Genomic DNA, 20,257 nt, shown 5'->3' with positions numbered 1-20,257 from the left:
ATGGATTGCTTCGCTGCGCTCGCAATGACGGGGGCGAGCGTTACCTCGCCGTCGCGCGCGGCGGTGCCTTCGCCAGCGCAGTCGCCATCGCGGAGATCAGCGGCTTCATGAAGAACGCGTCGTTCGCCGGGTAGATGTCGGTGGATAGGCCGTAGGTCTTCAATTCGTCCGACACCACCGGCCCGACGGAAGCGATCGGGGTCTGCTGCAAGCCCTCGCGCAATTGCGCCTCGCAGCGATGCGCTTGGGCCACCTCGATCAGGCGACGAACCTGACCCGAACTGGTGAGCGCGACGGCGTCGATGCGGCCTTGCGCCATCTCCTCGATCGCGGTCACGATGTTGGCGTCGGCGGCTTGCGCATCGTAGATATAAGGCAGCACCGTATCGACTTCGGCACCCTGCGCCTTGATCGCGCCGATCAGCGTGGCGTGATCCTTGTCTGGATAGAGCTGCAGGCCGAGCCGATGACCGCTCAGGTCGAGCTTCGACAGCATCTCGGCGACGCCTTCCGAGGTCGGCTTCTCCGTCGTCATTTGCGGCTTCAGGGCGATCTCGCGCAGCGCGCGGCCGGGCTTGGGGCCGCGGGCGAATTTGCGCGCCTTGCCGAGGCTCGTGACAAACTCCGCCTCGACCCCGATCCGGCGTACGACCTTCATCAGCCGGCGCAGGCCTTCGCCGGTCATCAGCACGAGGTCGTCGAGCGGCCGCTCGATGGCGCGGCGAATCCAGGCCTCGATCGGCGCCGGATCCGGCGCGTCGTGGATGGTGAACATCGGGCATTGCAGCACGTCGGCACCCTGCTCGGCGAGCAGGCGCGAAAACTGCGCCTCCTCGCGCGTCTCGAGGATCAGGATGCGGTAGCCGTTCAGCCGGTCAGCCATGATGGTCCCTAACAAACATTGTCGTCATTTGTTCGATTTGACCCCCGCGCCGGGATTGGCGCAAGGCCGCCTGCGGTGTAGACGGAGGCCGAAAATGAACGTTCCACGCATCTGCTCAAGCTTTGGTCAATTGGCATGCCCGACCATCAATTCGTTCTGACCCTGTCCTGTCCGGATCGACCCGGGATCGTTTCTGCGGTCTCGACGTTTCTGGCGCATAATGGCCAGAACATCCTGGACGCCCAGCAATTCGACGACATCGAGACCGGCAAGTTCTTCATGCGCGTGGTGTTCACCGCGGCCGACCTCGCGGTCGGGCTGCCGGCGCTGCAGACCGGCTTTGCCGCAATCGCCGAACGCTTCGGCATGGAGTGGCAGATGCGCGATCGCGCCAGCCGCCGCCGGGTGATGCTGCTGGTGTCGAAGTCCGATCACTGCCTGGTCGACATCCTCTATCGCTGGCGTACTGGCGAGCTCGAGATGATCCCGACCGCCATCGTCTCCAATCATCCGCGTGAGAGCTACGGATCGCTCGATTTCGGCGATATCCCGTTCCATCATCTGCCGGTGACCAAAGAGACCAAGCGGCAGCAGGAAGACGCGGTTTGGAAGCTCGCCCAGGACACCAATACCGACCTCGTGGTGCTCGCCCGCTACATGCAGATCCTGTCGGACGAGATGTCGGCGCGGCTGTCGGGCCGCTGCATCAACATCCATCATTCCTTCCTGCCGGGCTTCAAGGGCGCCAAGCCCTACCACCAGGCGCATGAGCGCGGCGTCAAGCTGATCGGCGCCACCGCGCATTACGTCACCAGCGATCTCGACGAGGGGCCGATCATCGACCAGGACGTCGAGCGTATCAGCCATCGCGACACGCCCGAGGATCTCGTGCGCAAGGGCCGCGACATCGAGCGCCGGGTGCTGGCGCGCGCGATCCGCTACCATCTCGCCGACCGCGTCATCCTCAACGGGCGCAAGACCGTGGTGTTCGTGGACTGATCCGCAGGTTCGCCCGGTTGCCGCGCTTTTGACGGCGATGGTGTCGCTCTGCATCGAGGTGCTGCATGAAACTCATCCACATGAGCGACATCCATCTGACGGCGCCGGCGAGGACGATCTTCGGCCGTGATCCTCTGCTGAATTTCGAGCGTGCGCTCGATCATGTGCTTGCCGATCATCGCGACGCCGAGCTCATGGTGATCTCGGGCGATCTTTCCGATCTCGGCGACCTCGCCGACTATCAATTGCTGCGCGAACGCCTGAGCCGGTTTCCGATCCCGACGCGGCTTTGTATCGGCAACCACGACCATCGCGAGACGTTTCTCGGCGTGTTTCCCGAATGCGCCGACGCGGACGGCTTCGCGCGGGGCGTTCACGACGCTCCGTTCGGCCGTTGCCTGCTCCTCGATACCTACGAGCCGCAGACCGCCACCGGCAGTTTCTGCGAGAGGCGGCAGGCCTGGCTGGAGCGGCAGCTATCGGAGCATGACGGTCCGTTCGTCCTGTTCATGCATCACAATCCATTCCCGACGCATATCGCCCCGGTGGACCGGATCGGCCTGCTCGACGATGCCGCGTTCCGGTCGATCGTCGCGAAGCACCGAAGCAAGATCCTGCACATCTTCTTCGGTCACTGCCACATGGTGCTGAGCGGTTCGGTTGCCGGTGTCCCCACGACCTCGCTGCGCGGAACGAACCATGCCAGCTATCCCGTGTTCGCGGAGGTCTTGACCGTCGCCGATCTGCCGGAGTCCTATGGCGTCGCGTTCATCGGCGCGGACTATGTCACCGTACATATGGTGGAGTTCGGCTACCGCGGCGAAATCCTCAGCGAGGATTCGCCCAGCCAGGCAGTCATTGGGTAGCGTTCTGCGCCGGCGCCGCCGGCTTGGCGTCGTCGCCACGCTCCGCCGCTGGCATAAGGCGCTTGCGTTCCCGCTCCTGCATGAACTTGTCGTATTCGGGGGTGCCCGCCCGCGGCGGTGCGTCTGCGGGCAGGCCGCCGGCCCAGGCCGGGATGGTGTCGGCCATGCCGGCCGAGACCTTCTGGTTCATCGTGCTGCATCCCCCGAGCGCGCAGGCCGCGAGCGCGAGCGCAGTCAGGGCAGGGATGTGGCGTGTGAAGATCGGCATTGGCGGCAGCATACAGCCCTGGTCTTTATGGATGATGATCTCGGGCGCGACCGTTCGGCTGCAATTGTGCTTGTTTGTTGACATTACTGATTGATTTGTACGATCGTACAAATGAAGCGGGCCGACGGAGGCCTGAGAGGCGAGAGCGGTTCTTGTGGGGGCGTTGAGTTTCGGGGAATGATTCTGGTATCCTGATACTTGTCTCTGCGGCGGGCCAAATCGCGGCGCGCGACACACGTCCATCGTCCGATTGACAGAGGGCGCGGGGAAACGCCTTGTCGCGTTACGGCTCGGCCGTGACATGCTTGGGTTAAGGTAAGGCAAGGGCCGGGCACTCGGCTCGACGCAGAACAATGGAAGGGGGAGGGACGTCGATGTTCAATCGTCGCAAGATATTGCTGTGGGGCGCCGCTTCGGCCGTGCTTCCGGGTTTGTACGCCAGCGTGCCGGCACGGGCGGACGACGCCGTCAAGATTGGCCTGATCCTGCCGATGACCGGCGGCCAGGCCTCGACTGGCAAGCAGATCGATAACGCGATCAAGCTCTACATGCAGCAGAAGGGCGACACCGTCGCCGGCAAGAAGATCGAGATCATCCTGAAGGACGACGCCGCGGTGCCCGACAACACCAAGCGGCTCGCGCAGGAACTGATCGTCAACGATAAGGTCAATTTCATCGCCGGCTTCGGCGTGACGCCCGCGGCGCTGGCCGCGGCGCCGCTGGCGACGCAGGCCAAGATCCCGGAAGTCGTGATGGCCGCCGGCACCTCGATCATCACCGAGCGCTCGCCCTATATCGTGCGCACCAGCTTCACGCTGGCGCAGTCCTCCACCATCATCGGCGACTGGGCGGTCAAGAACGGCATCAAGAAGGTCGCGACGCTGACCTCCGACTACGCACCGGGCAACGACGCGCTGACCTTCTTCAAGCAGCACTTCACCGCCGGCGGCGGCGAGATCGTGGAAGAGGTCAAGGTGCCGCTCGCCAACCCCGACTTCGCGCCGTTCCTGCAACGCATGAAGGATGCCAAGCCCGACGCGATGTTCGTGTTCGTGCCGGCCGGGCAGGGCGGCAACTTCATGAAGCAATATGCCGAGCGCGGGCTCGACAAGAGCGGCATCAAGGTGATCGGCCCCGGCGATGTGATGGACGACGACCTGCTCAACAACATGGGCGATGCCGCGCTCGGCGCGGTGACGGCGCATCTCTATTCGGCGGCGCATCCGTCCGCGATGAACAAGGATTTCGTCGCCGCCTACAAGAAGGCGTTCGGCAACCGGCCGGGCTTCATGGCGGTCAGCGGCTATGACGGCATCCATCTGATCTACGAGGCGCTGAAGAAGACAGGCGGCGCGACCGACGGCGACAAGCTGATCGAGGCGATGAAGGGCATGAAGTGGGAGAGCCCGCGCGGTCCGATCTCGATCGATCCGGAAACCCGCGACATCGTCCAGAACATCTATATCCGCAAGGTCGAGAAGGTCGACGGCGAACTGTACAACGTCGAGTTCGCGACCTTCGAGGCCGTCAAGGATTCCGGCAAGACCAAGAAGTGACGCGCGAAAGCGCGTCATCCCGGGGCGCGCATTAGCGGGAACCTCAGATGCGCAATTGCGCATCGGGGGATCTCGAAATTATTGCAGAAGATTCCAGGTTCAGCGCATGCTGGCTGTACCGGAATGACGCGTTAATATTGGGATTCGTCATCTCTCCATGGCCTCTATCCTCACCAACCTGTTCGACGGCGTCGCCTACGGCATGCTGCTGTTCGTGCTGGCCTGCGGGCTTGCGGTGACGCTCGGGCTGATGAACTTCGTCAACCTCGCGCATGGCGCCTTCGCGATGGCCGGCGGCTATATCTGCGCCGTGCTGGTCAACAATTCCGGCTGGCCGTTCTTCGCAGGCCTGCCACTCGCCTTTGTCGGGAGTGCTGCGATCGGCGTCGCGCTGGAGCGCACGCTGTACCGCCATCTCTATGCCCGCAGCCATCTCGATCAGGTGCTGTTCTCGATCGGTTTGGTGTTCATGTCGGTCGCGGCGGTCGACTACATCATGGGATCGTCGCGGGTCTTCATCAAATTGCCGGCGGCGCTGGAGGGCCAGATCGATCTGTTCGGCGTCGGCATCGGGCGTTACCGGCTGATGATCGTCGTGATCTGCGGCCTGCTCACGCTGGCGCTGCAGTTGATCCTCGCCAAGACGCGGTTCGGCAGCCGCCTGCGCGCCGCGGTCGACGATCCGCGCGCCGCGATCGGGCTCGGCATCAACGTGCCGCAGGTGTTCGCGTTCACTTTTGCCTTCGGCTGCGGCCTCGCGGGGCTCGGCGGCGCGCTGAGTGCGGAAATCCTCGGGCTCGATCCGTACTTCCCCCTGAAGTTCATGATCTACTTCCTGATCGTGGTCACGGTCGGCGGCTCTTCCTCGATCACCGGGCCGTTCCTCGCATCGCTGCTGCTCGGCATCGCCGACGTCGCCGGCAAATATTACGTGCCCAAGGTCGGCCCCTTCGTGATCTACACCGTCATGATCGTGATCCTGCTCTGGCGTCCGAACGGTCTGTTCGGCCGCACCGCGGCGCGGTGAGGCGGGCATGACCGCGCTGTCCGACGTCTCCACTCATGCGATGGCCAGCGCGCGCTGGCGGATCAGCGAGGTCGCCTTCTGGGTGCTGGCGCTCGCCTGCGCCTTCCTGTTTCCGTCGCGCTATCTGATCATGACCGACATCGTGCGGCTCGGCCTGTTCGCACTGTCGCTCGACCTGATCCTCGGCTATGCCGGCATCGTCTCGCTCGGCCATGCGGCATTCTTCGGCGTCGGCGCCTATTCGGCCGGCTTGCTGGCGCTGCACGGCATCATCAACGAGCCCGTCATCGCGCTGGTCGCCGCCGGCCTCGTTGCGGCCGTGCTCGGCTTCCTGACCAGCTTCCTGGTCATTCGCGGCGTCGATTTGACGCGGCTGATGGTGACGCTCGGCATCGCGCTGTTGCTGGAAGCGCTCGCCGAACGCTTCTCCGACATCACCGGCGGCACCGATGGCCTCCAAGGCATCGAGATGCACCCGATCCTCGGGCTGTTTGCCTTCGACATGTTCGGCAAGACCGGATTCTTCTACTCGCTGATCGTGCTGTTCATCCTGTTCCTGTTTGCCCGTCGCGTGGTGCATTCTCCGTTCGGCTTGTCGCTGCGCGCGATCAGGAACAATCCGCTGCGCGCGGCCGCAATCGGCATACCGGTCAACCGCCGCCTGATCGCGGTCTATACCCTCGCCGCCTTCTATGCCGGGATCGCCGGCGCGCTGTTTACCCAGACCACAGCGCTGGCCTCGCTCGACGTGTTTTCTTTCGAGCGCTCTGCCGACCTGATGCTGGTGCTCGTGATCGGCGGCACCGGCTATCTCTATGGCGGGCTGATCGGCGCTGTTGTGTTCAAGATGCTGCAGGAGCTGTTTCAGAGCATCACCCCGCAATATTGGCTGTTCTGGATCGGCCTCGTGCTGGTCGTGATCGTGATGGTCGGCCGCGCGCGTATCCATCGCTGGGCGCTGTTCGTGCCGAACCTGATCATCCGCCAGCTCGCCGGCCGCAAGGCCGCAGCCGCCGTGCCTGAGGGCGACGCGCCATGACGATCGCGCTCGAAACCCGCGGCCTCGAGAAATCCTTCGGCGGTCTTCGCGTCACCCGCGACCTCTCGCTGAAGGTGATGCAGGGCGCCCGCCACGCGCTGATCGGACCGAACGGCGCCGGCAAGACCACCGTCATCAATCAGCTGACCGGTGTGCTGACCCCGAACAGCGGACAAATCCTGCTCGAGGGCAGCGACATCACCGGCCTCTCCGTGCACAAGCGGGTGCTGCGCGGGCTGTCGCGTACCTTCCAGATCAACCAGCTCTATCCCGACCTGACCCCGCTCGAAACCATCGGGCTTGCGGTCTCCGAACGGATGGGCCGCGGCGGCGACTGGTGGCGGCGGATGGGAACGCGCGACGACGTCAACACCGAGATCGCCGCGATCCTGTCGCGCTTCCATCTCCTCGACGTGATGACCGAGCTCACCTCGACATTGCCCTACGGCAAGCAGCGCCTGCTCGAGATCGCGGTCGCGATCGCCGCCAAGCCACGCGTGCTGCTGCTCGACGAACCGGCGGCCGGCGTGCCCGAAAGCGAGCGCCATGATATCCTGGCGGCGGTCGCAGCATTGCCGCGCGACGTCACTGTGCTGCTGATCGAGCACGACATGGATCTCGTGTTCTCCTTCGCCGACCGCATCTCGGTGCTGGTCAATGGCGGCCTGCTCACCGAGGGCGCGCCCGACGAGGTCGCGCGCGATCCGCAGGTGAGGGCGGTCTATCTCGGCGAGGCGGCCGATGTCTGACCTGCTCTCCATCAAGGGCTTGCGCGCAGGATATGGCGAGGCGGTGGTGCTGCCCGACATGTCGCTGGCGCTTGCCGAGGGCCAGGTGCTCGCGCTGCTCGGCCGCAACGGCACCGGCAAGACCACGCTGATCAATTCGATCGTCGGCATCGTCAGGCGCCTCAGTGGCAGCGTCGTGCTCGCAGGCCACGACATCACGGCACTGCGGCCCGACCAGCGCGCCCGTGCCGGGATCGGCTGGGTGCCGCAGGAGCGCAACATCTTCCGCTCGCTGACGGTGGAGGAGAACATGACCGCGGTGGCGCAGCCCGGGCCGTGGACGGTCGAGCGGGTGTACGAGATGTTTCCGCGGCTGAAGGAGCGGCGCGGCAATTTCGGCAACCAGCTGTCGGGCGGCGAACAGCAAATGCTGGCGATCGGCCGCGCGCTGACGCTGAATCCGAAAGTGCTGCTGCTCGACGAGCCGACCGAAGGCCTCGCGCCGATCATCGTTGAGGAATTGTTAAAGGCGATCGGAACCATCACGCGCTCCGGTGGCATCTGCTCGATCATCGTCGAGCAGAATGCACAAAAGATTCTCGGGCTCGCCGACCGCGTTGTGATATTGGAGCGCGGAACGATTGTGCACGATGCCGCAAGCAGCGCGCTGAAGGCCGATCCCTCCGTCCTCGAGCGCCATCTCGGCGTCGCCGGGACCAAAAAACACTGACGCCCTCAGGGAGTTGACCATGCAGCGAACCAAGCCCCCGTTCCGCGCCGACGAGGTCGGCAGCCTGTTGCGTCCGCCGAAGATCAAGGAAGCGCGCGCCAGGCTGGAGAAGGGCGAGATCTCGGCCGACGAGCTGCGCAAGATCGAGGATATGGAGATCGAGAAGGTCGTGCACAAGCAGGCCTCGGTCGGCCTGAAGCTTGCGACCGATGGCGAGTTCCGCCGTTCCTGGTGGCACTTCGATTTCCTCAGCCATCTGACCGGCTGCGAGCTGTTCCACCCCGACATGGGCATCCAGTTCGCGGGCGTGCAGACCCGGCACGACGCCATCCGGGTGATCGGCAAGCTCGACTTCTCCGATCATCACCCGATGCTCGATCACTTCAGGTTCCTGAAGAAGTACGCCGACCAGGCGCATGTCACCCCGAAGATGACGATCCCGTCGCCGGCGGTGCTGCACTTCCGCGGCGGCCGCAAGCTGATCTCGAAGGAGGTCTATCCGGACCTTGAGGAGTTCTACCAGGACCTCGGCAAGACCTATCGCAAGGCGGTGAAGGCGTTCTACGACGCCGGTTGCCGCTACCTGCAATTCGACGACACGGTGTGGGCCTATCTGTGCTCGCAGGAGGAATTGCAGAAGTCGCGCGACCGCGGCGACAATCCCGATGGCCTGCAGGAGATCTATGCCCGCGTCATCAACTACGCGATCGCCGATCGTCCATCCGACATGGTGATCACGACGCATGTCTGCCGCGGCAATTTCCGCTCGACCTGGATCTCCTCCGGTGGCTACGAGCCGGTCGCCGAGACCATGCTGGCCGGCACCAATTACGACGGCTACTTCCTCGAATATGATTCCGATCGTGCCGGCGGCTTCGAGCCGCTGCGCTTCCTTCCCAAGGGCAACAAGGTTGTGGTGGTCGGCGTCATCACCTCGAAGTTCGGCGAGCTCGAGAAGAAGGACGACATCAAGCGGCGGCTGGAGGAGGCATCGAAGTTCGCGCCGATCGCGCAGCTCGCGGTGTCCCCGCAATGCGGCTTTGCCTCGACCGAGGAGGGCAACATCCTCTCCGAGGAAGAGCAGTGGGCCAAGCTGCGGCTCGCGGTCGAGGTCGCAAACGAGGTGTGGGGCAAGTAGGCTTCGCAGTCTCGTTTTCGTCATTGCGAGCGAAGTGAAGCAATCCATCTGCCCGCGAGGGCGGAATGGATTGTTTCGTCGCTTCGCTCCCCGCAATGACGGGAGAAGGCGCACCATCACTGCTCCGCCAGATAGACCTCGCCGAGCAGCGAGGAGTTCGACCACGGCACCTGCTTGCCCTTGGTCGCAGCGACGACCTCGGCGCGGACTCGCGTCAGCATCTGCTGCACCTCGAGGCCGGGCGTGCCGACATGGCGCGACAGCGCCGCCGAGAATGGGCTGTTGGCGCCTTCGCCGTCGAGCGCGACCTGGCCCGGCGCGGTCGCGAACGCGATCAGCGTGCCGGCGCCGAGCGTCGAGCCCGATCCGAGCGAGGCCGGTGCGGCAAGGCCGGAGCCGGCCTCGATACCGCGGCTCGGCCCTGCGGATGCCACCTGCGGCGCCATCGGATTGTTGCGGCAGGCATCGAGGATCAAAATGTTGGTGCGGATCTGGTCGTCGAGGCCGGCCATGATGGTGTCCATGTCGACCATCGCGTCGGTCATGCGGGCTCCCGCCTTGAACTCGATATCGACCGGCACGAGGTAGTTGCGGCCGTCGACCTGCACGCCATGACCTGCGTAGTAGACCACGGCGATCTGCGATCGCGCCGCCTCGCGCAGGAATTCGTGGATCGTCTTTTGCATCGTGTCGCGATCGAGATCGAGTCCCTCTGAAACGGTGAAGCCGATGTCGCGCAGGCTCTTGGCGATGGCACGCGCGTCGTTGGGCGGATTGGGCAGCGCCTTCACATGCGCATAGGCGCCGTTGCCGATCACCAGCGCGACGCGCCGGCCGGTTGCCGCGGCCTGCACGCGTGCCGCTGGTGCGGCTGGAGCTGCTGCCGCGGGCGCCGGCGGTGCGGGCGCAGGGCTGCTTTCGGCCGCAGGTGCCGCCGCGGTCTTGCGCGGTGCTGCGTCGGCCTCTTTCAGCAGTGCGAGCCGCACCTTGGCGGTGGCCTGGTTGGCCTTGCTGCCGGCATCGGAGGCCTGGCCCTCGAGCACCGCGGCGTAGTCCTCCTTGGCGTGCGCTGCATCGCCCTTGGCCTCATAGGCGAGGCCGCGCTGGGTGTAGGCCGAGATCAGCACGCTGCCGGGCGGCGTCATGATGTTGACGGGCGCTTTCGCCTTCGCCAGCCGGATCGCTTCCGACGTGTCCGCAATCGCGCGCGCGATGTCGCCCTTGGCGCGCCAGATCACGGCGCGGCTGATCAGCGGCTGCGGCAGCGACGGGTCGATCCTGACGGCCTCGTTGATGTCGGCGAGCGCGCCGTCGAGATCGCCGAGCGCCTGCTTCGAGGCGCCGCGGTTCTGATAGGAGAAGGCCGACTTCGGACCGGCCTTGATCGCGGCGTCATAGTCGGCGATCGCCTTGGCGTAGTCGCCCTTGCCGCGATAGGCGTTGCCGCGGTTGTGAAAGATGATGCCGCTTGGGGGCCCCATGCGCAGCGCGTCGTTGAAGTCGGCAATCGCGATGTCGTACTCGCCCTTGTCGTAATAGGCCGAGCCGCGCAGATTGTAGACGGCAGTGCTCGGCTTCAGACGCAACGCCTCGGTGGCGTCAGCGATCACCTGCGCGTAGTTGCCCTTCTTGTTCCAGCCCACCGCGCGCCAGAAATAGATCGTCGCGAGCTTCTCGCCGGAGAACACCTTCAACGCGATGATCTTGGTGCAGGCGTCGATCATCTGGTCGGCCGGCGTGGTGTCGGTCGTGCAGAGCGGGCCGAGCTGGGAGCGCGCCTGGGCGAAGCAGGGCGCCGACCACAGGATGGCCACGAGCAGGCAGGGCATCAGAAGCAGGCGGCGCATCGGTCATCCAGGGGTAGGGCCGTCACGGTGGTCGGCGGCGGCAAGGTGGTCCAAGAGGCGGTCCAGGAGGCTATCCATGACTGTTTGGTGATCGGCCGTGGAGGGGGGTTCAACTGGTGGGAAAATGGTGATAAGACCTCGCCGCACACTATCACTGCCCACTTTTGTCCCACTGGCCTCTGCCCACTCCAGGCACCATGAAGAACGACGAAATCCTTAGTCAGATCACGGATTTCTGCCGTCACTCCGACATGGCGGAGACGACGTTCGGCCGCCGTGCCGTCAACGACGGCAAGCTGGTGCACCGGCTGCGCGAGGGCAAGCGCATCACCATCGATACGCTCGACCGCATCAATGCGTTCATTGCGACCTCGACGCCGGGCGGCGTGGCGCCGCCGCGCGGCCTCGTGGTGCCGCCGGAAAAGCGCGATCCGAGGGGCAATTTCCGCTTTTTCGAGAACCGCCAGCGCTATCTGCTGTTCGTGCACACCTGCAGCGAGAAGCGGGTGATCGCCGACCGGGTCGCGCTCGAACTGGCCGCCATCCACCCGCGGCCGCCGGCTTTGCGGGTGTTCGATGCCGGCATGGGCGACGGCACGGTGCTGGCGCGGGTCCTGCGTGCCATGCATGGCCGCTTCCCACATATGCCGTTCTATGTCGCCGGCAAGGAACTGAGCCTGGAAGACGTTCGCCTCACCCTCGACAAGGTCCCCGACCGCCTGTTCGAGCACCCGGCCAGCGTCTTCGTGTTCACCAACATGTATTACGCCGAGGCGCCCTGGCTGACGCCCAAGAACTCCGCGGCGGCGGCCAGCATGATCTGGCACGAGGTGGCCCTGCGGGGCGCTTCCTCCGGCGAATTCGAGACCCAGATCGCGGAACTCGGTCCATTCCTGGAGCAGAACTGGCGGGCCAACCTCAGCCCCGGCAATGCGATGCCGATCTACGAGCGGCCGGTGGCGCTGGTGCTGTACCGCGACGACCACCGGTTCCTGCTCGATTCCATCATTCCCCGCGCCGGCCGGACCGAGGCCAATTTCGACCTGGTGATCGCCTCGCAGCCCTATCGCGCCAAATCCTCGGTGAATTTCCGCGCCAAGCGGATCATCGCGCCGCTGGCGCGCGCGCTGCGCGGCGGCGGACGGCTGATAGGAATCCACTCCCACGGAAGCGATCCCGGACTTGAAATCATTCAAGCCGTCTGGCCCGGAGAAAATCCTTTCGCCGTCAGCCGTCATGAGATACTGCGCGCGGTGAAATACGAGTTGGGCTCGGCCGGCCGCGAGCTGAACTTCAACGCCTACGCCGATAACCGTTCGATCTTCCGATATGATATGGAAGCGCTGCCTAATGAGGTGACCGGCTCGATCGGAACCTCGACCGCCTTCGCCGCCTGGAACGCAGCAGTGTATGTCGCGCAGATCGAAGATGAGCGGTTGACTGAAACGACCGAAAACGGACGAGCTCTCGAGGCCACACGCGAGGTTCTCCGGAAACACAACGGGCTGTGGTTTTACGACGAATCCTACGTCATCTCGCGCCGACGAGACTGACATTCCGGGGACATATTCACCAACCAACGTCGGACTTCGACGAAACAAGGGGTTTGCTTGATGCGCGCGTCTTATCTCTTCACCAGCGAGTCGGTCTCGGAAGGCCATCCGGACAAGGTCTGCGATCGCATCTCGGATGAGATCGTCGATCTGTTCTATCGCGAGGGGCCGAAGGCGGGCATCGACCCGTGGCAGATTCGCGCGGCGTGCGAAACGCTCGCGACCACCAACAAGGTGGTGATCGCCGGCGAAACCCGCGGTCCGGCCTCGGTCACCAACGAGCAGATCGAGGGCGTGGTTCGCTCTGCGATCAAGGACATCGGCTACGAGCAGGACGGCTTCCACTGGAAGACCTGCGACATCGAGATCCTGCTGCATCCGCAGTCGGCCGACATCGCGCAGGGCGTCGACGCGCTGCAGCCGGGCGAGGTCAAGGAAGAGGGTGCCGGCGACCAGGGCATCATGTTCGGTTACGCCACCAACGAGACGCCGGACCTGATGCCGGCGCCGATCTTCTACGCCCACAAGATCCTGCGGCTGATCTCCGAAGCGCGCCACTCCGGCAAGGAGAAGGTGCTCGGTCCGGACTCCAAGAGCCAGGTCACTGTGCAGTACGAGAACGGCAAGCCGGTCGGCGTTCGCGAGATCGTGGTGTCGCACCAGCATCTGGTCGAGGACCTCTCGTCCAGCCAGATCCGCGACATCGTCGAACCCTATGTGCGCGAGGCGCTGCCGAAGGAGTGGATCAACGGCAAGACGATCTGGCACATCAATCCGACCGGCAAGTTCTTCATCGGCGGTCCCGACGGCGACTCCGGCCTGACCGGCCGCAAGATCATCGTCGACACCTATGGCGGCGCGGCTCCGCATGGCGGCGGTGCGTTCTCCGGCAAGGATCCGACCAAGGTCGACCGCTCGGCCGCCTATGCCGCGCGCTATGTCGCCAAGAACATCGTCGCGGCCGGTCTCGCCGACCGCTGCACGTTGCAGCTCGCGTACGCGATCGGCGTGGCGCGTCCGCTGTCGATCTACATCGACACCCACGGCACCGGTAAGGTGTCGGAGGATGAGCTCGAGAAGGCGGCGGCCAAGGCGATGGATCTGACGCCGCGCGGCATCCGCAGCCATCTCGATCTCAACCGTCCGATCTACGCGCGCACCTCGGCCTACGGCCATTTCGGCCGCACGCCCGACAATGAGGGCGGCTTCTCCTGGGAGAAGACCGATCTCGTCGAGCAGCTGAAGCGCGCGCTCTGACACTCTTACCTCGCCCCGCTTGCGGGGAGAGGTCGCCACGAAGTGGCGCGTGAGGGGGATTCTCCGCGGACTCAGTGCGCGGATGGAGCCCCTCACCCCGACCCTCTCCACGTAAGAACGGGGAGAGGGAGAAGATCGTGCCACATCGCGTTCCGCTCGCTTTGTTGCTGACACGCTGAACTCACCCATTAGGAAACCGACATGAACGCCCCCACGAAGCCCGGCTTCACCGACTACATCGTCAAGGACATTGCGCTTGCTGATTTCGGCCGCAAGGAAATCTCGTTGGCCGAGACCGAGATGCCCGGCCTGATGGCCACCCGCGAAGAGTTCGGCCCCAAGCAGCCGTTGAAGGGCGCGCGCATCGCCGGCTCCCTGCACATGACGATCCAGACCGCAGTGCTGATCGAGACGCTGGCTGCGCTCGGCGCCGACATCCGCTGGGTCTCCTGCAATATCTACTCGACCCAGGATCACGCCGCCGCCGCGATCGCCGCCGCCGGCATTCCGGTGTTCGCCGTGAAGGGCGAGACGCTGACCGAGTATTGGGACTACACCGCAAAACTGTTCGACTGGCATGGCGGCGGCACGCCCAACATGATCCTCGATGACGGCGGCGACGCCACCATGCTGGTGCACGCCGGTTATCGTGCCGAGCAGGGCGACACCGCCTTCCTCGACAAGCCGACCTCCGAGGAAGAAGAGATCTTCTACGCGCTGGTCAAGCGCCTGCTGAAGGAGAAGCCGAAGGGCTACTTCGCCGAGATCGCCAAGAACATCCAGGGCGTCTCGGAAGAGACCACCACGGGCGTGCATCGCCTGTACGAGATGGCCAACAAGGGCACGCTGCTGTTCCCGGCGATCAACGTCAACGACAGCGTTACCAAGTCGAAGTTCGACAACCTCTATGGCTGCCGCGAGTCGCTGGTCGACGGCATCCGCCGCGGCACCGACGTGATGCTGTCGGGCAAGGTCGCGATGGTCGCGGGCTTCGGCGACGTCGGTAAGGGCTCGGCGGCTTCGCTGCGCCAGGCCGGCTGCCGCGTCATGGTCTCCGAAGTCGATCCGATCTGCGCGCTGCAGGCGGCGATGGAAGGCTATGAGGTTGTGACCATGGAAGACGCCGCGCCGCGCGCCGACATCTTCGTCACCGCGACCGGCAACAAGGACATCATCACCATCGAGCACATGCGCGCGATGAAGGATCGCGCCATCGTCTGCAACATCGGTCACTTCGACAACGAGATTCAGATCGCTTCGCTGCGCAATCTGAAGTGGACCAACATCAAGCCGCAGGTCGACGAGATCGAATTCCCCGACAAGCACCGCATCATCATGCTGTCGGAAGGCCGCCTCGTGAATCTCGGCAATGCGATGGGCCACCCGTCCTTCGTGATGTCGGCCTCGTTCACCAACCAGACGCTGGCGCAGATCGAGCTGTTCGCCAACAACAAGGACGGCAAGTACGCCAAGAAGGTCTACGTGCTGCCGAAGACGCTCGACGAGAAGGTCGCTCGCCTGCACCTCGCCAAGATCGGCGTCAAGCTGACCGAGCTGCGCAAGGACCAGGCCGACTACATCGGCGTCAAGCAGGAAGGTCCGTACAAGTCGGACCACTACCGCTACTGATCTGCGCTCGCAGCCATCGATCACGTGAAGAGCCCCGGCATCGTCCGGGGCTTTTTGCTGGGGTGGCGTGCAGGCGGGCCCTCCATTCGTCGTCCTGGCGAAAGCCAGGACCCATAACCAACGTATTCAATTGTGAAAGGGATCGCGGCCCCAGCATCGCGCAACAATGACCATTCGGGGTAATGGGTCCTGGCTTTCGCCAGGACGACGCCGATTGTGTGGCGCGGCCTGCATCTACAAATCGTCGTCCCGGCTGCCGCCGGGACGACGATGAGGATGGTTCTCGCGCGATACGATGCACCGTCATTGCGTACTTCATCTCGGTGTCATCGCCCGGCTCGACCGGGCGATCCAGTATTCCAGAGGCGCCAGCGATTGAATCGAGAAGCCGCGGCGTACTGGATCGCCCGGTCAAGACCGAGCGATGACAGATGTAGGCTGGGACGCAGCTTCGCATTCGCACCGGGGAATGACGGCGGAAAAGCTGGAGCATCACCCGGACGCCCGCACCGTGCCGTGCCCGAGCTGCCGCGAGATGTCGCTCGCGCAATCACGCAGCGCGGCTGCGATCGCGCTGTCCCAGCTGGCGTCGAAGGTGCCCTCGGGTCCCATCGCGGTGATGACCAGGGCGACGTGGCCGGCGTGATCGAACACCGGCGCGGCGAAGGCGTTGACGCCGGGCAGGGGATCGCCGATCGCGCGCGCGAGACCGCGGCTCTGAACCTCGGCAAGCATCTCCGTGGTCTTCGCGGTGAGGGTCTCGCGTTTCGGATTGTAGCCGACGCCGAGGCGGTCGAGGCCGCTCTCGAGCGCCGTCTTGACGGCGTTCGGCGGCATGAAGGCGGCGAAGGCGCGGCCGGTCGCGGTTTCGAGCAGTGCCACCACCGATCCGACGCGCATCGCGATATGCACGGGATGGCTCGGCTCCTCGAGCCGCACCACGGTCGCGCCGTGGGTGCCCCAAACCGACAGCGACACCGCATGATTGATGCTGTCGGCGAGCGCGGCGATCCGCGGCGTCGCGATCCGCACGGCGGAGAGCCGGCGCAGGCTGATCAAGCCGAGCTCGAGCGCCAACGCCCCGATCTCATAGCGGCCGGTGGTCTCGTCCTGCTCGATCAGGCCGATGCGGGAAAAACTCACGAGATAGGGATGCGCCTTGGCCGGCGGCATGCCGGCCTCGCGGGCGAGATCGCGCAGCATCATCGGTTCGCCGCTGCGGGCGAGCGCGCGGAGCAATTCTCCGCCGACCTCGATCGATTGTATGCCGCGGCTTTCTCTCGTCATGTCGCCCTGTCAGTTCTTCGACAATTTGCTTATACGGCGAGAAACCCTCCGTCGACGGGCAGCGTCACGCCGTTCACATAAGATGCCAGTTGCGACGCCAGGAACACCACCGGGCCGACCAGCTCCTCCGGCTGTCCGACGCGGCCGAGCGGCGTGCGGCCCAGAAAGCCGGCGAGCCGCGCAGGGTCGTTGCGGGTTGCTTCGGTCATCGCCGTTTCGATCACGCTGGGCGCGATCGCATTGACTCTGATGCCGTCGGCCGCAAGCTCGCGGGCCAGCGCCTGGGTGAGCAGCTTCACGCCGCCTTTCGACTGCGCGTAGCCCAGCGTATCGGCCACCCCGAGGAAGGAGGCGATCGAGCCGAGATTGATGATCGTGCCGCGCGTCTCGCGCAGCGCCGGCAGGAACGCGTGGGCGAGCAGGGTCGCCATCGTGCTCATGCCGCGCTGCTTTCTGCCGCTGCACCGGCGATGTGCTTGCCCGCGATGTAGCCGAAGGTCAGCGCGGGCCCCAGCGTGATACCGGCGCCGGGATAGTTGCCGCCCATGATGCTCGCCATGTCATTTCCGGCGGCATAGAGGCCGGCAATCGGCTGGCCGTCGGCATCGAGCGCGCGGGCATTGGCGTCGGTCCTGATGCCGGCATAGGTGCCGAGATCGCCGACCACCATCTTGATGGCGTAGAACGGTCCGTGCCGGATCGGCGCGATGCACGGATTGGGACCGTGCAGGGCATCGCCCTGGTAGCGGTTATAGGCGCGCGAGCCCTTGCCGAAGGCGGGGTCGCGGCCCTCCGCCGCGGTCGTGTTGAACGCCGCAACCGTCGCCTCGAGCGCTTTCGCATCGATGCTGGCCTGCGCGGCAAGCTCGGACAGCGTCGCGCCGCGCTTGAGATAGCCGGTCTTCAGATGGTGGCCGAGCGGCATCGGGCGCGGCGGCACGCAGCCGAGGCCATATTTGCGCAGCGTCTCGTGATCGCAGACGAGATAGGCCGCGATCTCCTCGCCGGGCTTCGCCGCCTTGATCATCGCCTGCACGAAGTCGTGGTAGGAATTGCCTTCATTGGCAAAGCGCTTGCCGTCGCGCATGACCGCGATCACCCCGGGCTTGGCGCGATCGATGAAATGCGGCATCACGCCCTTCGAGCCGTCCTTGCGGGTGGTGACCGAGACCGGCACCCAGGCCGCGGCATTCGGCAGCGAGTCTTCGACATGGCCGCCGGCCGATTCCGCGAGCCGCAGACCGTCGCCGGTGTTGCCGACAGGGCCCGGCGAATAATGCTCTTTTCCGGTCGGCGCATGCGGAAACATTTTCTGCCGCCGCGCGACGTCATGCGGGAAGCCGCCGCAGGCGAGCACGACGCCACGCTTGGCGTTGACGCGGATGGTGCGGCCTTCGCGCGCGATCACCGCGCCGCGCACTACGCCGTTCTCGACGATCAATTCGCGCACCGGCGAATTGAGCCAGAGCGGGATCTTCAGGTCGAAAGCGGATTTCGCCAGCCGGCCGGCCAACGCATTGCCGTTGGTCAGCGTCATACCGCGGCCGTTGCGCATCACGTCCACCGCGTGCTTCGACAGCCGCCTGGCGACATAGGCCGCCGAGGTCAGCGACCGCGTCGCGCGCATGAAATGGACGATCTCTTTGCCGGAGCCGAGCATCATGCCGAACACGGTGAGCTCGGGCAGGGGGCTGCCGAGATTTTTGAGGGCGTCGCCGAGCTCGTGGGCGTCGAACGGCCGCGTCACCATCGAGCGGCCGCCCTGCGCGCCGCCGGGCGCTTCGGCATGATAGTCCGGGAAGGTCAGCGGCATGTCGAAGCGCACCGCGGTCTTCGTCGTGAAGAAGTCGACCGCCTTCGGCCCTTCGGTCAGGAACGCATCGACGCGCGCGGCATCGAAGCTGTTGCCGGCCTCGTGGCGCAGGTAGGTTTTGGCCTGATCGGGGCTTTCTTCGATGCCCCAGGCCTTCGCCAGCGAGGTGCCGGGAATCCACAGCCAGCCGCCGGAGCGCGCGGTGGTGCCGCCGAAGCGCGGCTCCTTCTCGACGACGAGGACTTTCAGGCCATGATGGCCGGCGGTGACCGCCGCCGACAGCCCGGCGCAGCCGGAGCCGACGACGAGCGCGTCGCAGTCATACGTTTCTTCGTTGGCCACGCGATCGATCCTATTTCTTGAGCAGCGGGCACTTGGACTCTGACACCGGACGATAGGCGTCCTCGCCCTTCACCGTCTTGATGATGTCGAGATAGTCCCACGGCTCCTTGGATTCCGAGGGCTTCTTCACCTTCGCCAGATACATGTCGCGGATGACGCGGCCGTCCTCGCGCAGCTTGCCGCCATGCACGAAGGTGTCCTCGATCGGCAGCTCGCGCATCTTGGCCATCACCGCTTTCGGATCATCGGTGCCGGCGGCCTGGATCGCCTTGAGATAGTGCAGCACCGAGCCATAGACGCCGGTCTGGATCATGGTCGGCATCACGTTGGTGCGGGCGTAGAATTTCTTCGACCAGGCGCGGGTCTTCTCGTCCATGTTCCAGTAGGACGCCGTCGTCATGTAGGTGCCTTGCGCGGCATTGAGCCCGATCGCATGCACGTCGGTATCGAACATCAGAAGACCGACCAGCTTCTGGCCGCCCTGCACGAGGCCGAACTCGCCGGACTGCTTGATCGAATTGTCGGTGTCCTGGCCGGCATTGGCGAACGCCACCACGTCGGCCTTCGAGCTCTGCGCCTGCAACGCAAAGGAGGAGAAGTCGGCCGTGTTGGTCGGGTGCCGCACGCTGCCGAGCACCTTGCCGCCCATCTCGTTGATGAAGCGCGTCGCATCCTTCTCGAGCTGCTGGCCGAAGGCATAGTCCGCGGTGATGAAGTACCAGGACTTGCCGCCTTCCGCGATCACCGCCGAGGCCGTGACCTTCGACAGCGCGTAGGTGTCGTAGGTGAAGTGCACGGTGTTGGGGCTGCACAATTCGTCGGTCAGCGAGCTCGCGCCGGGGCCGGACAGCAGCGCGATCTTGTTGCGCTCGCGCACCATGTTGTGGACGGCGATTGCAATGCCGGAGTTGGGAATGTCGACGACGGCGTCGACCTTGCCGTTGTCGAACCAGCCGCGGACGATCTGGACGCCGACGTCGGTCTTCATCTGGTGGTCGGCGGAGATGATCTCGATCGGCTTGCCGAGCACGGTGGGGCCGAACTCCTCGACCGCCATCTTGGCCGCTTCGACCGAGCCCGGGCCGGAATTGTCGCGCCCCCAACTCGACAGGTCGGTCAGCACCCCGATGCGCACGACGTCATCGGAAACCTGGGCGTGCGCGGCCGTCGTCACCGCCGCGAGAATGGCTGCTGCCGCCAAAACGTGTCTCATCATTCCTCCCTCTGGATGTCCGCATTCTTCGGCGGGTCACCTCTGGATTAGGAATTATCAAATCGGTTTGTCAATGGCGAAT

General features: G+C 64.9%; 17 protein-coding genes and 1 pseudogene. 11 read left to right on the top strand and 7 right to left on the bottom strand.

Features of this window, described 5'->3' with window-relative positions; genetic code table 11:
• Window positions 1-40: 40 nt before the first annotated feature.
• A complete protein-coding gene (locus ACVIGB_RS15105; protein ID WP_456722036.1) occupies window positions 41-883 on the bottom strand; it encodes a uroporphyrinogen-III synthase in 843 nt (280 codons plus the stop codon).
• A gap of 135 nt (window positions 884-1,018) precedes the next feature.
• Between ACVIGB_RS15105 and purU the strand changes: the two genes are divergently transcribed.
• On the top strand, window positions 1,019-1,882 hold the full coding sequence (gene purU, locus ACVIGB_RS15100) for a formyltetrahydrofolate deformylase (RefSeq protein ID WP_173637658.1): 864 nt from the start codon (window positions 1,019-1,021) through the stop codon (window positions 1,880-1,882).
• A gap of 65 nt (window positions 1,883-1,947) precedes the next feature.
• The gene (locus ACVIGB_RS15095) at window positions 1,948-2,748 is read left to right on the top strand and encodes a metallophosphoesterase (protein WP_456722037.1); all 801 of its coding nucleotides are present in this window, start codon (window positions 1,948-1,950) and stop codon (window positions 2,746-2,748) included.
• Here ACVIGB_RS15095 and ACVIGB_RS15090 read toward each other — a convergent pair.
• The gene (locus ACVIGB_RS15090) at window positions 2,738-3,100 is read right to left on the bottom strand and encodes a hypothetical protein (protein WP_456722038.1); all 363 of its coding nucleotides are present in this window, start codon (window positions 3,098-3,100) and stop codon (window positions 2,738-2,740) included. The two genes, ACVIGB_RS15095 and ACVIGB_RS15090, sit on opposite strands and share 11 nt — an antisense overlap.
• A gap of 290 nt (window positions 3,101-3,390) precedes the next feature.
• Here ACVIGB_RS15090 and ACVIGB_RS15085 point away from each other — a divergent pair, with 290 nt between their 5' ends.
• From ACVIGB_RS15085 to ACVIGB_RS15060, 6 genes are all read left to right on the top strand, one after another.
• On the top strand, window positions 3,391-4,572 hold the full coding sequence (locus ACVIGB_RS15085; protein WP_456722039.1) for an ABC transporter substrate-binding protein: 1,182 nt from the start codon (window positions 3,391-3,393) through the stop codon (window positions 4,570-4,572).
• A 157-nt stretch (window positions 4,573-4,729) separates the two neighbouring features.
• Window positions 4,730-5,599, top strand: coding sequence for a branched-chain amino acid ABC transporter permease (locus tag ACVIGB_RS15080; RefSeq protein WP_456722040.1), 870 nt, complete (start codon window positions 4,730-4,732; stop codon window positions 5,597-5,599).
• A 7-nt stretch (window positions 5,600-5,606) separates the two neighbouring features.
• A complete protein-coding gene (locus ACVIGB_RS15075) occupies window positions 5,607-6,638 on the top strand; it encodes a branched-chain amino acid ABC transporter permease (protein ID WP_456722041.1) in 1,032 nt (343 codons plus the stop codon).
• Window positions 6,635-7,387, top strand: coding sequence for an ABC transporter ATP-binding protein (locus tag ACVIGB_RS15070; RefSeq protein WP_456722042.1), 753 nt, complete (start codon window positions 6,635-6,637; stop codon window positions 7,385-7,387). The genes ACVIGB_RS15075 and ACVIGB_RS15070 overlap by 4 nt, the downstream gene beginning before the upstream one ends.
• The gene (locus ACVIGB_RS15065) at window positions 7,380-8,096 is read left to right on the top strand and encodes an ABC transporter ATP-binding protein (protein WP_456722043.1); all 717 of its coding nucleotides are present in this window, start codon (window positions 7,380-7,382) and stop codon (window positions 8,094-8,096) included. Before ACVIGB_RS15070 ends, ACVIGB_RS15065 begins: the two co-directional genes overlap by 8 nt.
• Window positions 8,097-8,115: 19 nt before the next feature.
• Complete coding sequence (locus ACVIGB_RS15060) at window positions 8,116-9,234, top strand: cobalamin-independent methionine synthase II family protein (RefSeq protein ID WP_092115497.1); 1,119 nt, start codon at window positions 8,116-8,118, stop codon at window positions 9,232-9,234.
• Window positions 9,235-9,350: 116 nt separating this feature from the next.
• Here the strand turns inward: ACVIGB_RS15060 and ACVIGB_RS15055 are convergent, their stop codons facing one another.
• Window positions 9,351-11,081, bottom strand: coding sequence for a caspase family protein (locus tag ACVIGB_RS15055; protein WP_456722044.1), 1,731 nt, complete (start codon window positions 11,079-11,081; stop codon window positions 9,351-9,353).
• A gap of 197 nt (window positions 11,082-11,278) precedes the next feature.
• Here ACVIGB_RS15055 and ACVIGB_RS15050 point away from each other — a divergent pair, with 197 nt between their 5' ends.
• The 3 genes from ACVIGB_RS15050 (at window position 11,279) to ahcY (ending at window position 15,520) form a co-directional block, all read left to right on the top strand.
• Window positions 11,279-12,634: a hypothetical protein gene (locus ACVIGB_RS15050; protein WP_092115496.1), complete on the top strand. Its 1,356-nt coding sequence runs from the start codon at window positions 11,279-11,281 to the stop codon at window positions 12,632-12,634.
• A 60-nt stretch (window positions 12,635-12,694) separates the two neighbouring features.
• Entirely contained in the window at window positions 12,695-13,891 is a 1,197-nt protein-coding gene (gene metK, locus ACVIGB_RS15045) for a methionine adenosyltransferase (RefSeq protein ID WP_092115495.1), read from the top strand.
• A gap of 201 nt (window positions 13,892-14,092) precedes the next feature.
• A complete protein-coding gene (ahcY, locus tag ACVIGB_RS15040; protein WP_092115494.1) occupies window positions 14,093-15,520 on the top strand; it encodes an adenosylhomocysteinase in 1,428 nt (475 codons plus the stop codon).
• 492 nt (window positions 15,521-16,012) lie between these two features.
• Here ahcY and ACVIGB_RS15035 read toward each other — a convergent pair whose 3' ends face one another.
• The 4 genes and pseudogenes from ACVIGB_RS15035 to ACVIGB_RS15020 all read right to left on the bottom strand — a co-directional run bounded on the left by ACVIGB_RS15035 (window position 16,013) and on the right by ACVIGB_RS15020 (window position 20,175).
• On the bottom strand, window positions 16,013-16,807 hold the full coding sequence (locus tag ACVIGB_RS15035) for an IclR family transcriptional regulator (protein WP_456749154.1): 795 nt from the start codon (window positions 16,805-16,807) through the stop codon (window positions 16,013-16,015).
• A gap of 29 nt (window positions 16,808-16,836) precedes the next feature.
• A pseudogene (locus tag ACVIGB_RS15030) lies at window positions 16,837-17,226 on the bottom strand (SDR family NAD(P)-dependent oxidoreductase); the annotation flags it as partial.
• Between the two features lie 17 nt (window positions 17,227-17,243).
• Window positions 17,244-18,962: an FAD-dependent oxidoreductase gene (locus ACVIGB_RS15025; RefSeq protein ID WP_456722045.1), complete on the bottom strand. Its 1,719-nt coding sequence runs from the start codon at window positions 18,960-18,962 to the stop codon at window positions 17,244-17,246.
• A gap of 10 nt (window positions 18,963-18,972) precedes the next feature.
• Entirely contained in the window at window positions 18,973-20,175 is a 1,203-nt protein-coding gene (locus ACVIGB_RS15020) for an ABC transporter substrate-binding protein (RefSeq protein WP_456749153.1), read from the bottom strand.
• Between the last annotated feature and the right edge of the window lie 82 nt (window positions 20,176-20,257).

Source organism: Bradyrhizobium sp. USDA 4341 (assembly GCF_054063755.1).
This window is presented reverse-complemented; position numbering and strand designations above follow the sequence as displayed.

Bases quoted from the DNA above. Each gene is read 5' to 3' on its own strand.
- ACVIGB_RS15080 (WP_456722040.1), top strand. From the start codon at position 4,730: ATGGCCTCTATCCTCACCAACCTGTTCGACGGCGTCGCCTACGGCATG.
- ACVIGB_RS15050 (WP_092115496.1), top strand. From the start codon at position 11,279: ATGAAGAACGACGAAATCCTTAGTCAGATCACGGATTTCTGCCGTCAC.
- ACVIGB_RS15065 (WP_456722043.1), top strand. From the start codon at position 7,380: ATGTCTGACCTGCTCTCCATCAAGGGCTTGCGCGCAGGATATGGCGAG.
- ACVIGB_RS15085 (WP_456722039.1), top strand. From the start codon at position 3,391: ATGTTCAATCGTCGCAAGATATTGCTGTGGGGCGCCGCTTCGGCCGTG.
- ACVIGB_RS15070 (WP_456722042.1), top strand. From the start codon at position 6,635: ATGACGATCGCGCTCGAAACCCGCGGCCTCGAGAAATCCTTCGGCGGT.
- metK (WP_092115495.1), top strand. From the start codon at position 12,695: ATGCGCGCGTCTTATCTCTTCACCAGCGAGTCGGTCTCGGAAGGCCAT.
- ACVIGB_RS15035 (WP_456749154.1), bottom strand. From the start codon at position 16,807: ATGACGAGAGAAAGCCGCGGCATACAATCGATCGAGGTCGGCGGAGAA.
- ACVIGB_RS15095 (WP_456722037.1), top strand. From the start codon at position 1,948: ATGAAACTCATCCACATGAGCGACATCCATCTGACGGCGCCGGCGAGG.
- ACVIGB_RS15105 (WP_456722036.1), bottom strand. From the start codon at position 883: ATGGCTGACCGGCTGAACGGCTACCGCATCCTGATCCTCGAGACGCGC.
- ahcY (WP_092115494.1), top strand. From the start codon at position 14,093: ATGAACGCCCCCACGAAGCCCGGCTTCACCGACTACATCGTCAAGGAC.
- ACVIGB_RS15020 (WP_456749153.1), bottom strand. From the start codon at position 20,175: ATGAGACACGTTTTGGCGGCAGCAGCCATTCTCGCGGCGGTGACGACG.
- ACVIGB_RS15060 (WP_092115497.1), top strand. From the start codon at position 8,116: ATGCAGCGAACCAAGCCCCCGTTCCGCGCCGACGAGGTCGGCAGCCTG.
- ACVIGB_RS15090 (WP_456722038.1), bottom strand. From the start codon at position 3,100: ATGTCAACAAACAAGCACAATTGCAGCCGAACGGTCGCGCCCGAGATC.
- ACVIGB_RS15055 (WP_456722044.1), bottom strand. From the start codon at position 11,081: ATGCGCCGCCTGCTTCTGATGCCCTGCCTGCTCGTGGCCATCCTGTGG.
- purU (WP_173637658.1), top strand. From the start codon at position 1,019: ATGCCCGACCATCAATTCGTTCTGACCCTGTCCTGTCCGGATCGACCC.
- ACVIGB_RS15075 (WP_456722041.1), top strand. From the start codon at position 5,607: ATGACCGCGCTGTCCGACGTCTCCACTCATGCGATGGCCAGCGCGCGC.